This window comes from Archangium violaceum Cb vi76 (assembly GCF_000733295.1).
GTDB classification, from domain to species: domain Bacteria; phylum Myxococcota; class Myxococcia; order Myxococcales; family Myxococcaceae; genus Archangium; species Archangium violaceum.
The window spans coordinates 122,624-136,740 of sequence record NZ_JPMI01000289.1; the positions used below are offsets into that span (position 1 = coordinate 122,624).

The 14,117-nt window shown below is 69.4% G+C and carries 15 protein-coding genes, 1 tRNA gene and 1 pseudogene; 6 read left to right on the forward strand and 11 right to left on the reverse strand.

What is annotated here, in order from left to right; translation table 11 throughout:
- Positions 1 to 10: 10 nt before the first annotated feature.
- Positions 11 to 997, reverse strand: a complete 987-nt coding sequence (locus tag Q664_RS39455; RefSeq protein WP_043408308.1) for an NAD(P)H-quinone oxidoreductase — start codon at positions 995 to 997, stop codon at positions 11 to 13.
- Between the two features lie 21 nt (positions 998 to 1,018).
- Here Q664_RS39455 and Q664_RS59560 point away from each other — a divergent pair, with 21 nt between their 5' ends.
- Genes Q664_RS59560 through Q664_RS39470 form a run of 4 tightly spaced genes read left to right on the forward strand, consistent with a single transcriptional unit; the run spans position 1,019 to position 3,237 of the window.
- A complete protein-coding gene (locus Q664_RS59560; RefSeq protein ID WP_160174599.1) occupies positions 1,019 to 1,192 on the forward strand; it encodes a hypothetical protein in 174 nt (57 codons plus the stop codon).
- A gap of 53 nt (positions 1,193 to 1,245) precedes the next feature.
- Complete coding sequence (locus Q664_RS39460; protein ID WP_143195778.1) at positions 1,246 to 1,446, forward strand: DNA gyrase inhibitor YacG; 201 nt, start codon at positions 1,246 to 1,248, stop codon at positions 1,444 to 1,446.
- A complete protein-coding gene (locus Q664_RS39465; RefSeq protein WP_043408310.1) occupies positions 1,443 to 2,180 on the forward strand; it encodes a tyrosine-protein phosphatase in 738 nt (245 codons plus the stop codon). The genes Q664_RS39460 and Q664_RS39465 overlap by 4 nt, the downstream gene beginning before the upstream one ends.
- 16 nt (positions 2,181 to 2,196) lie before the next feature.
- Entirely contained in the window at positions 2,197 to 3,237 is a 1,041-nt protein-coding gene (locus tag Q664_RS39470; RefSeq protein ID WP_043408312.1) for a lysylphosphatidylglycerol synthase transmembrane domain-containing protein, read from the forward strand.
- 87 nt (positions 3,238 to 3,324) lie between these two features.
- Here the strand turns inward: Q664_RS39470 and Q664_RS59565 are convergent, their stop codons facing one another.
- The 4 genes from Q664_RS59565 to Q664_RS39485 form a co-directional block, all read right to left on the reverse strand.
- A complete protein-coding gene (locus tag Q664_RS59565) occupies positions 3,325 to 3,483 on the reverse strand; it encodes a hypothetical protein (RefSeq protein ID WP_160174600.1) in 159 nt (52 codons plus the stop codon).
- Complete coding sequence (locus Q664_RS39475) at positions 3,480 to 3,722, reverse strand: ribbon-helix-helix domain-containing protein (protein ID WP_043408315.1); 243 nt, start codon at positions 3,720 to 3,722, stop codon at positions 3,480 to 3,482. Before Q664_RS39475 ends, Q664_RS59565 begins: the two co-directional genes overlap by 4 nt.
- Positions 3,723 to 3,861: 139 nt before the next feature.
- On the reverse strand, positions 3,862 to 5,721 hold the full coding sequence (locus tag Q664_RS53260; RefSeq protein WP_052519226.1) for a PAS domain-containing sensor histidine kinase: 1,860 nt from the start codon (positions 5,719 to 5,721) through the stop codon (positions 3,862 to 3,864).
- Positions 5,722 to 5,815: 94 nt separating this feature from the next.
- Positions 5,816 to 5,889, reverse strand: a tRNA-Ile gene (locus Q664_RS39485).
- 362 nt (positions 5,890 to 6,251) lie between these two features.
- Here Q664_RS39485 and sitA5 point away from each other — a divergent pair.
- A pseudogene (gene sitA5 / locus Q664_RS39490) lies at positions 6,252 to 7,251 on the forward strand (SitA5 family polymorphic toxin); the annotation flags it as partial.
- 322 nt (positions 7,252 to 7,573) lie between these two features.
- Positions 7,574 to 7,789: a DUF2283 domain-containing protein gene (locus Q664_RS39495; protein WP_063934844.1), complete on the forward strand. Its 216-nt coding sequence runs from the start codon at positions 7,574 to 7,576 to the stop codon at positions 7,787 to 7,789.
- A gap of 153 nt (positions 7,790 to 7,942) precedes the next feature.
- On the opposite strand, the gene Q664_RS39500 is transcribed toward Q664_RS39495, so the two are convergent.
- The 6 genes from Q664_RS39500 to Q664_RS39525 all read right to left on the reverse strand — a co-directional run bounded on the left by Q664_RS39500 (position 7,943) and on the right by Q664_RS39525 (position 14,104).
- Positions 7,943 to 8,473 (reverse strand): hypothetical protein, encoded by a 531-nt coding sequence (locus tag Q664_RS39500; protein WP_052519227.1) that lies wholly within the window; start codon positions 8,471 to 8,473, stop codon positions 7,943 to 7,945.
- A gap of 350 nt (positions 8,474 to 8,823) precedes the next feature.
- Positions 8,824 to 10,335: a cyclic nucleotide-binding domain-containing protein gene (locus tag Q664_RS53265; RefSeq protein WP_052519228.1), complete on the reverse strand. Its 1,512-nt coding sequence runs from the start codon at positions 10,333 to 10,335 to the stop codon at positions 8,824 to 8,826.
- A gap of 120 nt (positions 10,336 to 10,455) precedes the next feature.
- Positions 10,456 to 11,523 (reverse strand): M20/M25/M40 family metallo-hydrolase, encoded by a 1,068-nt coding sequence (locus Q664_RS39510; protein ID WP_043408320.1) that lies wholly within the window; start codon positions 11,521 to 11,523, stop codon positions 10,456 to 10,458.
- A complete protein-coding gene (locus Q664_RS39515) occupies positions 11,510 to 12,355 on the reverse strand; it encodes a [LysW]-aminoadipate kinase (RefSeq protein ID WP_043408323.1) in 846 nt (281 codons plus the stop codon). The genes Q664_RS39510 and Q664_RS39515 overlap by 14 nt, the downstream gene beginning before the upstream one ends.
- Positions 12,352 to 13,125 carry an SDR family oxidoreductase gene (locus Q664_RS39520; RefSeq protein ID WP_043408326.1) on the reverse strand — a complete coding sequence of 258 codons (774 nt, stop codon included), beginning with the start codon at positions 13,123 to 13,125 and terminating at the stop codon, positions 12,352 to 12,354. The genes Q664_RS39515 and Q664_RS39520 overlap by 4 nt, the downstream gene beginning before the upstream one ends.
- Positions 13,103 to 14,104, reverse strand: a complete 1,002-nt coding sequence (locus Q664_RS39525) for a sulfotransferase (RefSeq protein ID WP_152622602.1) — start codon at positions 14,102 to 14,104, stop codon at positions 13,103 to 13,105. The genes Q664_RS39520 and Q664_RS39525 overlap by 23 nt, the downstream gene beginning before the upstream one ends.
- Between the last annotated feature and the right edge of the window lie 13 nt (positions 14,105 to 14,117).

A 14,117-nucleotide genomic window follows, 5' to 3' on the forward strand; every position in this document is an offset into this window, starting at 1 on the left:
GGGCGTCGCGTCACTCCCAGCGGAGGACGAGCTTGCCCACGGAGTCGTTGCGGGCCATGCGGGCGAGGGCCTCGCGGGCCTCGCGCATGGGGTACATGGCGTCCACCACGGGGGTGAGCGTCCCGGAGCGGAACAGCGGAAGCAGGCTGCGCTCGGCGGCCTGGGCGAGCGCCATCTTCTCCTCGGGAGGCCGGCTGCGGAGCACGGTGCCGGTGACGCGCAGCCGCCGGGTGAGGAGGACGTCCAGGTCGGTGAGTGCCTGCCGGCCGGCGACGAGCCCCACGAGCAGGACGCGGCCCTGGGGCGCCATGGCCCGGAGCGTCTCCGGGAGGTAGTCCCCGCCGACGAGCTCCAACGCCACGTCCACCCCGCGTCCGCCGGTGGCTTCCCGGACGGCCTCCGCGAACCGGGGAGGCGCGTCACACAGCACCGTCTTCTCCACGCCCCAGGCGGAGGCGCGGGAGAGCTTCTCCGCGTTGCGTCCCGTCCCGATGCTCCGGACACCGAGGGCGCGGCAGATCTGCGCGGCGGCGGAGCCCACGCCGCTGGCGACGGCATGGATGAGCACGGACTCGCCCATGCGCAGGCCGCCCTGGAGCACGAGCGCGTCGAAGGCGGTGAGGTAGGCCTCGGGGAGCGCCGCGGCCGAGGCGAAGTCGAGGTTCTCCGGAAGGGGGAGGGCCTCGCGCTCGTGGGTGATGAGCTGCTCGGCGAAGGCACCTCCGCCCACGAGCCCCATCACCCGGTCACCGGGCTTGAAGCGGCGGGCGAGTGGACCGGTGGCGATCACCTCGCCGGCGTACTCGAGGCCGGGGACGTCGGAGGGGACGCCGGGAGGGGCGGGGTAGCCGCCGCGGATCTGCAGGAGATCGGCGCGGTTGAGCGCGGTGGCATGCACGCGCACGAGGAGCTCCGAGGGGCCGGGAGTGGGGGCGGGACGCTCCTCGAAGTCGAGCACCTCGGGACCGCCGGGACGGGTGAAGCGGAGCACCTGCATGGGAGAGCACCTGGGAGGTCGTTGAACCGGGGCAGTCAAGCACGGATGCTCTCGGGCCCCACCCGCAAAGCTTCCCGAGCGGACGCCTGGCGGGTGGCGCTCGAGCATGGGGTGGACTTCCTCGGCGCGGATGATCTCCAGGGTCTGGACTCCTTCCTGGAGGGAGCGCCCTGGGAGGCGGAGCGGGGGCCGTGAACGCGCTGGCCGGGGCGGGCAGCGGGGTTTATGAGTACGGCGTGTCCACGACCCTGAAAGAGTGTGCTGTCTGCCGGAAGCCGGTCGCCCCACGAGCCGAGAACCCGGCGTTTCCTTTCTGCTCCAAGCGCTGCCGCATGGTGGACCTGGGGCGCTGGCTGGGAGAGGAGTACCGGGTGCCGGCCCGGCAGACGGACGAGCAGGAGGACGAGCTGCCGGCCGATCAGCATCCCGAGCGCGGCGGCGACGCGTGAGCGGGCTGTGCGACCTGCACTGCCACCTGGTGCCGGGGGTGGATGACGGGGCGCGCACGCTGGAGGACGCGGTGGAGATGGCGCGGGCGCTGGTGGACCTGGGCTTCACCACGGTGGCGCCCAGTCCGCACGCGCGGCCCGAGTACCCCTCGCATTCGCGGCAGGTGGTGGAGGAGCGCCTGGCGGAGCTGCGCGAGGCGCTGGCGCGCGCGGGGGTGAAGCTGGCGCTGGGGACGAACGCGGAGAACTTCCTGGACGAGGCCTTCCTCCGGGTGCTGGGCACGCCGGAGGCGCGGCTGCTGGGGGCGGGGCGGTACGTGCTGGTGGAGCTGCCCTACACCTCGCCGGTGCCGGCGCTGACGGACATCCTCTTCCGCATCCGCCTCAAGGGGGTGACGCCGGTGCTGGCGCACCCGGAGCGCAGCCTGGAGTTCGAGCGTCCGGGCCGGGCGGCGGAGGCGGTGAGGGCGGGGGCGCTGCTGCAGCTGGACGTGGGGGCGCTGACGGGGCGGTACGGAGGGACGGCGAGGAAGCTGGCGCGGACCTTCCTGGAGGAGGGGTTGTACGCCCTGGGGGCCACGGACCTACACGGGCCGGTGGGGGCGCGGGAGTGGGTGGGAAAGGCGCTGGGGGAGCTGCGGAGCAGGGTGGGGGAGCGGGCCTTCACGCGGCTGATGGCCACCTCGCCGGGCCGCTTGCTGGCGGGGGAACCCCTGGAGTCCGGAGTGGGGTGAGGGTATACGGGCCGATGTGAATCGTGCCGTCAAACTGATCGCCAGCCTGCTGGTCACCCTCCTGTGCTCGTGGTGGGCCTTCCGGCACACGAACTGGGACTCGCAGATGACCAGCCTGAAGTCGGCCAACTACCTCTGGGTGTTGCCGTACTTCGTCATCCTGACGCTGGTGCACCTGTCACGGACGCTGCGGTGGGGCTGTCTGTTGTCGGGGATGGAGCGGGTGCCATTCCGCAAGCTGAACGAGGCCTCGGGCATCGGCTTCATGATGCTGCTGGTGCTGCCGTTCCGGCTGGGCGAGTTCGCGCGGCCGTTGCTCATCGCGCAGCGCAGCTCCATCCGCCGGAGCGCGGCGATGACGTCGGTGGTGCTCGAGCGCATCACGGACGGCATGTCGATCGCGGTGCTCATGTGGGTGCTGCTCTTCTTCGTGCCGGCGGACGTTCCCGGGATCCGCTTCGTGAAGCTGGGAGCGCACCTGATGTTCCTGGGGTTCGGCGGCTTGCTGACGTTCCTGCTGTTCGCGCTGAAGCACCGGGCCACGGCGGTGGGGCTGGTGCGCTCCACGGTGGGCCGGGTGGTGCCGAAGGTGGCGGACAAGATCGCGGACATCGTGGACACCTTCGTGGGCGCGATGCGGCAGTTGCCGGATCGCCGCCAGATGACGCTCTTCTTCCTGTACACGGTGGTGTACTGGGGGTTGAACGGGGCGGGGATGGCGTTGCTGTCGAGGGCGTTCGCCCCGACGAGCCTGACGCTGTTCCAGGCGTACGTGGTGATGTCGGTGCTGGTGGTGGGGGTGATGATTCCGGCGGCGCCGGGGATGGTGGGCACGTTCCAGGCGGCGATCAGAGTAGGGCTGTCGCTCTTCCTGCCGGCCTCGGTGGTGAACGGGGACGGGATGGCGTACGCGAACGTGCTGTGGCTGTGCCAGACGGTGCAGCAGGTGGGCTTCGGCGTGGTGCTGATGTCGCTGGGCCACCTGTCCTTCAAGGAACTGGCCGGCAAGCTGGACAAGGAACAGGAAGGGCAGCAGGCCTCGTTCCCGTCCGCCTGACTCCAACCCCTCTCCCCTCGGGAGAGGGACGGGGTGAGGGTGCTACGCCCCCCGGGTTCCCCCTCCGTGTGAAGCGCCCGAGAGCTCTCAGAGCTCCTCGTTGAGCCAGCGGATGATGGCCTCGCGGATGGAGGGGGGGCGCTCGGAGGAGCCGCGGGTGCCGAAGCCGCGGGAGTCCAGGGGAGGCGAGGCCTTCTCGCGGGAGAGGGCGGAAGTGCGAGCCTGGAGGGGCAGGGCCGTCCTCACAGCTCGCCCTCGGAGTTGGCCTGGCGGCCGTACTTGGAGAGCAGATCCTCGACGGCCTCGCGGAGGTACTCGCTCTGGTGGATGCGGGTGCGGCGGGCGAGCTCGCGCAGCTTGTGGACCTGCTCGATGGGGACGAGCACGTGGGTGGAGACCACGGACTCGGCGGCATCGGGGCCGTTCGAGTCGGCGGAGGCCGGGGTGACCTCGGAGCTCATCGGGCTGGCGCTGGCATCCTGCATCGGAACTACCTCCTCGGGGCTGCTACAGGCCACTACCGGCCTGTGGGCGCATTAGGAGGGCAGGTGGGGAAGCCGTCAAAAAAACCACCCCGCGGACACGAATGCTTGACGCGGACGAGGTGGGGTGGTCGTGCCCGCGTCAGGGCGTGGGAGCGTGGTGGGGCAGGCGCACGGTGAAGGTGGTGCCCGCGTCCACCCGGGAGTCCACGGTGATGGAGCCGCCGTGGGCGAGGATGAGCTGCTGCACGATGTAGAGGCCCAGTCCGAGACCCTGGCGCGGTTGGTCGTTGCCGCGGAAGAAGGGATCGAAGACATGGGGCAGCAGCGCCTCGGGGATGGGCGTGCCCTGGTTGTGCACGGAGAGGATGAACGTGGAGCCCTCGTGGCCCAGGCGCACCTCCACCGGCGTGTCACGGGCGCCATGCTGGAGCGCGTTGCCCACGAGGTTGGAGACGACCTGGGCGAGCCGGTCCGGGTCCCACTCCCCGGTGTACGAGCCGGGCGCATGGGAGAGGACGATGCGGCCCGGGTGCGTCACCTCGAGCTCCTCGAGCGTGGCGCGCACCTGCTCCACGAGCTGGCAGGGCCGGAGTCGCAGGGGGATGCCGCCGCCGAGCCGGGCGCGGGTGAAGTCGAGCAGATCGGTGATCATCCGCGACATGCGCTCGGTGCTCCGGGCGATGCGCTGCACTCCGGCGAGCACGGGCCCGGTGACGTCCTCGTGGCGCAGCAACTGCTCGGTGGTGAGGGCAATGCCGTTGAGCGGGCTGCGCAGATCATGGCTGACGATGCCCATGAGCCGCTCGCGGAACTGCTCGGCGCGCTTGTGCTCGGTGATGTCGCGGAAGAAGACGGCGAGTCCGCCCTCGCTGGTGGGGTGGACGCTCATGCCCACCCAGAGGCCCAGGGGCGGGTAGTACTCCTCGAATTGCACCGGCACCTGCTGCTCCAGGGCCTGGCGGAACGCGCGCCGGTAGCTGGAGTCGGGGTGGGCGAGAGGGGGGAACACCTCCCAGATGCTCCGGCCGAGTGTGTCCTCGCGCCGCGTGCGGGAGAGGCGCTCCTGGTGCGCATTGACGAGGAGGATGTGGAAGTCCTTGTCGACGACGACGAGGGCCTCGCCGTGCTCCAGCACCTCCACCGCGCGCTGACGTTCGCGCAGGGCCTGCTCGGCCTGTTCGCGCAGGCGGGTCTGTTCGCGGAGCAGCCGCTCGCGCTCCTCGTCGCGGCGCTTGCGCACGGTGACATCCTGGAAGAGGACGGCGACACCTTCGTCGGTGGGGTAGAGGTGGACCTCGAACCAGCGATCCCAGGGGGCGTAGTGGTTCTCGAAGGAGAGGGGGATGCGCTCGGAGGCGGCGCGGCGGAAGTAGTGCTCCACGGGGGTGCCCACGGATTCGGGGTAGACCTCCCATTGGGTGCGGCCGAGGAGCTCCTCGCGAGGACTGCCCAGGAGCCGCTCGGCCTCGCGGTTGAGGTAGATGAAGCGCCAGTCCCGGTCGAAGGCCTCGAAGGCCTCGGAGATGTTCTCCAGGAGGGTGGTGACGCGGTGTTTCTCTCGCTCGGCGGCCTCGCGTTCGAGGACGCGCCCGGTGATGTCGAGCGCCGTGCCGAGGAAGCGCACCGCGCGGCCGCTCGAGTCGAAGAAGGCCCTGCCCGAGGTGGACAACCAGCGGATGGAGCCATCCCGGGGGTTCACGGCGCGGTAGTCGAGCCGGTAGGAGCCGCTGCCGGTGGGCTCCAGGGCCTGCTGTACGGCCTGGTGGACGTGCTCGCGGTCCTCGGGGTGTACGAGGGAGAGGAAGGTGTCGTAGTCGAGGGAGGCATCTGGGGGCAGGCCGAAGAGGGCCTTGCAGCGCTCGTCCCAGAGCAGTGCGCCGGTGAGGGGATCGAGGTCCCAGGTGCCCAGGCCGGTGGCCTCGATGGCCAGACGCAGGCGCTCCTCGTGGAGGTGGGGCATCTCGGGGCCGGGAGCCGAGGGGCGGGAGTCGGACGGCATGGACGAGAGGGGGACCTCTTACGTCGGCCGGAGTTCACCGGGAAGCGGGCGGAAAAAAAAGCCCCGTCTCCGAGTGAACCCGGAGACGGGGCCTTGGCCAGGGTCGGACTTGAACCGACTACCTGCGGATTATGAGACCGCCGCTCTAACCAGGTGAGCTACCTGGCCAAAAAGTGGTGCCTCTCATAGCGGGACCCGCGCTCCACTGCAAGAGGATAGGTGAGCCGAAGTGAGCCCGGCTGCCCTGGGGGTGGCCAGCCAGCCTCGACCCAGGACGCGAAGCCGGGGGCTCCCGTGCCACCTTGGACTGGAACACCCGTCCGCAGCGCCTCTAGTCCCTGAATGTTCGGCCGGATGCTCATAAGCTGGGCTTCTGTCTCATGCCGCTGCTCGCTATGGGTTGCAGCGGGGGGTTGCGCTCCCCGAATGATGCCGCCGGGATTGGCGAACACCGGGTTGTCAGATCATTGGGGTACCCAGTTGGAATGGCTAACCCATCAGTGCGCGGCCATCTTCAGAGGGGAGTTCCCATGAAGCTGGGCTGGACGGCGGCACTGCTGGTGCTCCTCGTCGGGTGTGCTACCGCTTCTCGGGTCGTGAGCCTGGACACGGGTCAGGCCGACACTCTCGTTTTCACCCCACGCTCCGGTGCCGAGCCGGTGAAGCTGAACGGCGACGAGTTCAAGGAGGCCGTGACGAGGCGTGCCTGGGAGGTTCGGCCCTCCGAGCGACCCCAGGAATCCGCCAGGAAGCTGTTCGAGGTCGAAGCGCGGAGTGGTTCGTACACGTACGAGACACGTAGTCGCCGCCTCACTCCACTCGGGCCGGACGAGCATCTGGAGGGAGTACCGGCGGCGGAGGTGGAGTTGACGCGCGCCTACCTGTTCTGGTGCGAGCGCACCGGCAGGCCCGGAGACTGCCTACGCCTGTTGACAGAGTGCCCCGTCATCAATGGGGACGGCCGTTTCGCTCTGGCTCTGGCCCTCGCCAAGGGAGCCGTGCTGGACGAGATGCTGGAGGCGTTCAAGGACATGGCCGACCCACACGCCATGGTGGCGGCGGTTCTCTGGACCTGGACGACGTACATGGTCCTCCTCTCGATTCCCGACGTGACGGTCTCGAAGGGGATTGCGGCGGTGATGACCGCCGCCCTCATCTCCTACGTGGGCGTCGACACCTTCTGGGGCCTCGTCGTGGGCTTCAAGCGGCTGATGGTCGAAGCGGATCGGGCCGCCACGTTCAACGAGTTGCGCGAGGCCGGGGAGCGGTACGGCAAGGTGATGGGCCGCAACGCGGCGCGTGCGTTCGCCATGCTGGCCACGGTGGCTCTCGGCAACACGGCGCCGGGGTTGGCGGCGAAGGTGCAGACGCTGCCCGGTGCGATCCAGGCGGCGGCGCAGGCGGAGACGCAGGTGGGCCTCCGCCTCGCGGCAGTGGGGGAGGTCGAGACGGTTGCCGTGAGTGCCGAGGCCGTCACCATCACCCTCGCCCCCAACGCGGTCGCGATGTCGGCCGGAGATGGCCGAGGCAACGGTCATGTCACGGGCGAGTTGACAGGAGGCGCGTCGGATATCCACGTTGACAAGGTGGTCAACAGCAACATGCCGCACGCGGCGGAACGTGCGGTTGAACGGGCTGGTTTCTCCAGCGTGCAGGATGCTCGCGCGGCCTTGCAGGAGTTCGGCCGACAGATCGAGAAGTCGGGGCTTCCACCCGGAACCATTCGGGACACGGCCTACGCGGACCGCGTCATCGTTCCTGGCTTTGGCCGAGGTGGTGCGGTCGTCTATCAGCTCAGGGACGGTGTATTGAAGCTGAAGACCGTTTTGCAGTGGAGGCCGTAATGGGGCAGATGGATTCCAAGAAGAAGCTTGGGCGCTTCGAGCTGCGAGTCTCCGAAGACGATCAGGACGTGGCCTATTTGCGCCTCCCGAGTCACCCCGGTGAGACCTGCAAGATGTCGAAATCGATCAGGCTGGCCGAACTCATGGGTTCCTACACGGGCCCCGATGTGGTGCTCGACTTCGACCAGGATGGAGTCCTGGTCGGAATCGAGATCCTGGCGTGAGGCTCTGCCGACGATGACGCGCATGGTCCCGTATTGATGTGTGAGCACCCGGTGGGTGGGCACGCTGGGCATCATCATCCCGCCCTCGACACCGCCGTAGAGCCGACTTCACCGTGGAGATTAACGCGACGGAGAGCGAGGCCCAGGGCGCCTTCACGCCCCCATGGCTTTGGACGCTATCCGTGTTGGCGTGGGTGGTGTCAGGCCCTTCTTGGCCACCTGTTGTTTGACACTGGCGATGGCGTCCAGCCCCTCCTCCCGCCGGAAGTGGCCCAGCCGGATGCGGCGCAACCGGCGCTCCGTATCCTCCACCATCGCCCAGGCAATCGGGGCTCGGTTCCGGTCGTGGTTCGATATCCACAGCAGGGCGAGGCAGGCGGTATGAACCTGATTCTCCAGGTCGATGAAGCCGAGCCGTTTGATGCGGCGCAGCACCCGCGAGAACTCCTCCCAGCTCTTGGCGCGAGGATGCGCGACGTTCAGGATGTCATGGGCGATCAGCCTCTTGATGTGCAGCCGCTCCCACTCCGTCCGCGCTCCCTCCAGCAGTTTCTTCTGGAGGGCCAGGTATTCGCGCTCCACCCTTTCGAAGGGAACCCGCTCGGAGCCTGGGCCGAAGGCCATAAAGGCATCGTGGCGCTCCTTGACGATCCTCTGCCAGAACAACTCCCGTGAGGGCTTCATGACTCACCCTCCCGGGCACCGCTTGCCATTGGCACTCCAGGGCCAATACCTCCTCTTCCTGCATAGATCGAAACAACTCTGGCAGTGGCTCGTGCCATACTGGAGGTTGACCTTGAGCCCGCGCTCAGGCTCCGGGAGAGTTCTTTCAGAGCGAGAGCGCGAGTGAGAGGTGCATCCTGCCCTGAGGGTGGCCAGTCGGCCCTGATCCAGGGCACGAAGAGCCGGGGCCTCTCGCTCTACCTGGGACTGGAACACCGGCTCGCGTTGCCTCTAGTCCCAGAAGATTCCACCGGGTGCTTATAAGCGAGGCTTCTAGACGTTCAGGCCATTTCGTCTCTGGCTGGTCCGCCCTACGCCGCCGCGAGGTACAGGAGTAACGCCTCCTCGTCCCGCGGTGCCGGCTCCTGCTTCAACAGGAAGAGCCGCGTGGCCTCCCGGGCCTTCATCCGGAGCGGCCACCGGGCCTCCAGGAACGTGGAGCCCCGCTGGGTCATCACCAGCCCCTCGTGCTCGACGTCCACCGAGCCCGACATGACGAACAGCTGGGTGCCCGCCTCGAGCTCATGCTGCTCCCACGGCGAGAGCTCACGGTGCTCGCCTTCCCGGAGCAGGGCGAGCCGAGCCTTGCGCCCGAGGTGCCCGTACCGCTCGTTTCCTCGCACCAGGTCATCGAAGCGCCGCTCGGCGTGCGTCTTCCATATCCCCTCTCGCAGACGCGCATCCCCCTTCAACAGGGGCAGGAGCGCCGAGCGGGGAATGCGCACCAGCGTCGACGCCGTCGCCGTGCGGATGGACGCCGAGCGGCGCTCGCCCGTGAGCAGGGCCCCCTCACCGAAAACAGCGCCGCTGCCGAGCTCGTCCACGAGCTCCCCTCCCTCGGCCAGCACGTAGACCGCGCCCCGTTCCAGCACGTACAGCTCGTCGCAGGCGCTCCCCGCGTGGAAGACGTACCGGCCGGCGGGAAACACGAGGCGCTCCGCTCGCCCGGCCAGCTCGCGCAGGGTGGCCTCGTCGAGGTGGGCCAGCCATGGCACCCGGCGCAGTTGTTGGATCATCCGAGAGGCACCCAGGCGGGCCCCGAGGCGCGTGCGCTGCACCCGGGCCGCCAGCTGCTCCATGGGTTGGCGCAGCCGCCTCGTCAGCAGCGCCCGGGCGATGCTCAGCAGGTTTCCCAGGGTGATGGGCACCAGTGTCACCAGCCCGTGCCCCTCGCCATACCCGGGGTTGGTCTCGAGAAAGAAATCCACCTCGGGCTTGTCGGAGTGTGCCCAATACTCGCGCTCCATCTCCGTCTCGCGCGTGCGCCAGCCCACCTTCCGCACCAGCGGATGGGCCGGGTCCTCCTTCTCCAGGCCGAACTCCGTGGCCAGCGTGTCCATGAAGGCCAGCAGCTCCGGGGGGGTCTCCAGCTCCCGTCGTGGCCACACCTCGTCACAGTGCCGGGTGACCAGCGAGTAGCTGGACGGGTGCACCAGCGAGCCCATGTAGAACATGCGCCGGCCCGGGTGCTTCAGCACATAGCGAACCACCTGCTCCATCCAGAGTCCCGCGGTGACGTTGCCGCCCCGGTACTCCCGCAGCAGGCCCGTCTCCGCGCGGAACACGGCCAGCGGCTCGTCACCGAGCTGCTTCTCGAAGAGGTGCAGGGCGAGGTAGCCGACCACCCTTCCCGCCTCGTCCTTGTGGAGCAGCAGCCACGTGTGCTCGGCGTTGGACTCGATCACGTAGCGGGCGAAAGACTCCCGGTCCACGCCATCGAAGATGCGCTGGTGGACGGCATAGAGGGAATCGGTGAGCTGGCTCCGCGCCTCGGCGGACAGGGAGTGGGGGAGGATGAACTCGGTGCTCGTGATGTGGGACATGGCTGCTTCGACCGGGGTGTCGTGTCTCGGGGGGAGCCCTGAGAAGAAGCACTCTGACCTCGAGGCCGCGGGGCGGCTGTGACGGCGCGAACAGCCAGGGTGTGCACCCCGTCACAACCCTCACCCGGACGTCTTGGTGGGCAACAGCGCCAGCACGCGAGCGAGCACCGCGACACCCTCCTCGTACTCGTCGAGGCCGATGTGCTCGTGCGGCGTGTGGTCCAGGGAGGAGTCGCCGGGGCCGTAGGCGAGGGTGGGCACCCGCCACGCCTCCGCCACGGTGTTCCAGTCCGAGGTCCCCGTCTTCAGCCGGAGCGTCGGACGAGCCCCCCGCTCGCGGATGGCGCGCTTGAACATCCGCGAGAGCGCGTCGTTCCCCTCCGTGCTCACCGCCCCCTTGTTCGACAGGGCCTTCACGGTGACGCCGGGAACGCCGCCCAGGAGCGCCAGCAGCCGCTCGCCATCGCTGGCCGGCCCGGTGCGGACATTCACGCTGGCCCGGGCCCACTCCTCGGTGTCCGTGGAGCCCGTCTGGAACGAGGTCAACGCGGGCAGGTTCTGCTCGAAGAGCGACCGCTCCCGGTTCCACGCGTCACAGTCCGCGCGCAGCTGGTTCCAGGCCTCGACGACGTGCTCGGCGGGGGCGCGGTAGTCCCGGCTCGCCGTGTGGCGCCGGCTCGCCCGGTACTCGAGCTCGGCCCGGACGAGCCCCTTGTACCCGATGGTGACGGCATGGGCTCCGCTGGGCTCTCCGTTGATGACGAAGTCCGGGCGGTAGCGCTCGCGGACGTGGAACGCACCGCGCGTGATGGCCACCTCCTCCTCGACACACCCGAGCAGCAGGAACGTCTTCCCGGCGCGCTCGCTCTCCTCGAGCAACTCGACGGCCTCGATGAAGGCGCCCAGGGCCCCCTTGGCGTCCACCGTTCCGCGTCCGAAGAGCCGTCCGTCCTCGATGCGCACCGGCACCTCGCCGGGCACCGTGTCGATGTGGCCGAGCAGTGCGATGCACGTGTCACCCTCGCCCAGGCTGGCGATGGTGTTGCCCACCTCGTCGGTGTGCGCGCGCCAGCCGCGGCGCTCCAGTTGCCCGGCCAGGGCGCGGGAGAAGGCCTGCTCGTGGTGGCTGGGGCTGTACTGCTCCACCATCCACTTGAGGAACTCGATCGACTTCTCACGTGCCCGCATTGGCCGCGTCCTTCCGGGGGAGGGTGAACTTCGTGCCGGACTCCTCGGTGAGGGCGACGAACACGGGGCGGGGCACGCGGGAGGAGCTCACGTAGACGGAGGGGACTCCGCCCTGGAGCGCCTTGCGCGCGGCGTCCAGCTTGTACCGCATGCGTCCGGCCGCGAGCTGCATGCAGCCTTCCACGTCGTCGCTGTGCCGCACGAGCGTCAGCGGCTCGTTCGGGTTCTCCAGCAGTCCCGGCACGTTCGACAGCATCACGAAGGCCCGGGCGCCGAGCGCGGTGGCCACCGAGGCGGCGATCTGATCCGCATCGGCGTTCACCAGCACGCCGTCCTCCGTGACCGCGGGAGGGCAGAGGACGGGCACGTGGCCCAGCTCCATCAGCGTTCCCAACAGGCCCGTGTTCACCGAGGTGAGCTCCCCGGCCAGGTGCTCCCGGTCGATCCGGAGCCGCCCGTTGTCGTGAATCTTCAGCGGAGGCCGGCGCCGGGCGACGAGCACCCGTCCATCCGCGCCGCACAGCCCGAGCCCGGAGACGCCCCGCTCCCCGAGTGCCAGGACGATGCGTTTGTTCACCTCGCCCACCCACGCCATCATCAGGACGCGCAGGGTGGCCGCGTTCGTGAGGCGCACGACGTTGCCGGAGGGCGTGGTGACCTCGGGGCGCTCGAGCGAGTGGAGCTTCAGCAGGCGCTCCCCGGCGTCCGAGCCTCCATTCACCACGATGACGCGCTCGCCCTGGCGGACGAGCTCCGCGACGTCAGCGCAGACGTTCTCGAGGTCCACCCCCGGGGCGCCGCCGATCTTCACCACGATGGGCCCGCCGCTCATCCGATCACACTCGCGCCACCATCGACGAGCTGCACCGTCCCGGTGATGAACGAGGCCCGCTCGCTGGCGAGGAAGGCGGCGGCGGCGGCGAACTCCTCGGGGAGTCCCACCCGGCGCAGGGGAATGTGGGCCGCCATGGCGCGCAGTCCCGAGTCCACGTCTCCCCCGGTCCCCGCGGTGCGCTCGACCGGAGGCGTGCGGGTGTAGCCCGGGGCGAGCACGTTGACGGTGACGCCACAGTCCCCCAGCTCCTGCACGAGCGCGGACGCGAACCCGACGATGCCGAGCCGGGAGAACCCCGAGAGGGCGAACCGCGCCACCGGCCGGACCACCGTCTCGGAGGTGATGAAGAGCAGGCGCCCCCACCGGGCCTGTTTCATGTGGGGGAGGGCGGCCAACGCCAGACCGATGGGAGGCAGCAGCACCGCGTCGACGGCCTCCCGGTACGCCTCGACGCCGAACTTCGTCGCCGGGCCCGGAGGAGGCCCGCCGCTGTTCGTCACCGCGATGTGGAGCGCCCCCATGCGGCCCGCCACGTCCTCGACCCAGTGGCGGACGGCCTCGGGGTTCTTCAGGTCCACTTCCGTCGCGAGCACCTGGCCCCGGCCGAGCTCCTTCAACCGGCGCTCGGCCCGGGCGAGCTTCTCCGGGTCCCTCGCGCCGATGGCGACATGGGCCCCTTCCTTCGCCAGCTCCTCGGCGACGGCCAGCCCGAGTCCGCTCGAGCCTCCCGCGATGAGCGCGACCCTACCTGCCAGTCCCAGTTCCACGGACGTCCTCCCGGGTGTCGTTGTTCGCGGTCACGGAGCCCACGTTGGCGCGGGCCTGGGTGCGCGGCGGTTGGAAGTAGCCGTAGCGGGCCATCAGCGGCCACGACAGCGCCTCGGTGAGGGCCCTCGCCCGGGAGGGGAGCTCCTTCTTCCAAGAATCGTCCTCCGGACGCAGGAGCGTGGGCCCGGCGCGGAAACGATCCGGATTGCCCGTGACGGTGTGGTTCCCGCCCAGGTGGACCGTTCGCCCCTTCACCGGATTCACCGCGCCCTCCGTGCCGAGCAGCCCGAACAGCCCGTCCACCACGCTGTCCGGATGGGCGATGAAGTCCTCGTACCGGAGGAAGAACGAGCGCTCGGGGTAGCGCCGGATGACGGCCTCGGAGGCGAGGTTGAACCCCACCCAGTACGAGGTGCTGCGGAACGTGGACATCGGGACGACGTACTGCTTCGTCTTCGTCCACGAGTGCGCGGCGGCGCGCGGATCCCTCACCAGGTAGAGGTAGTAGGGCGTGACGCCTTCCACGTGCGGAAGGAGCGCCGCCTCGGAGGGGAGCTTGCCGCTGTCCACCACGGTGTGGCTGCCGGTCGCGTCCGCGATGGCGCGGTATGTCCGGCTCAGCGTGGCGGCATACTCGCGGACCGCCTCCGAGCGGGTGCCCTCCCGGAGGATGTTCCACGTGTGGCGCGTCCGGACGGCCTCCGTCTGACGCCTCACGACGTCGCGGGCATGCTCGGCGGGACTCCGGCCCGGGGGCGTCTCCTCCTGGAGCACCCTGGACCAGATGCCACAGCGGGTCAGCGCCTCACCGCAGCCACAGGAGGTGTTGGAGCCGTTGCCATGGGCGTTCTTCCACAGGAAGCTCAGCTCGCCGGTGTGGAAGAAGCCCTCCACCTCGTTGAGCACGTTGCCGATGATCGTGCTGCCGTTGCGGCACCAGCCGGTGATGTAGAGAACCTTGAGAGGATGTCGAGACACGCGTGCTCCCTGT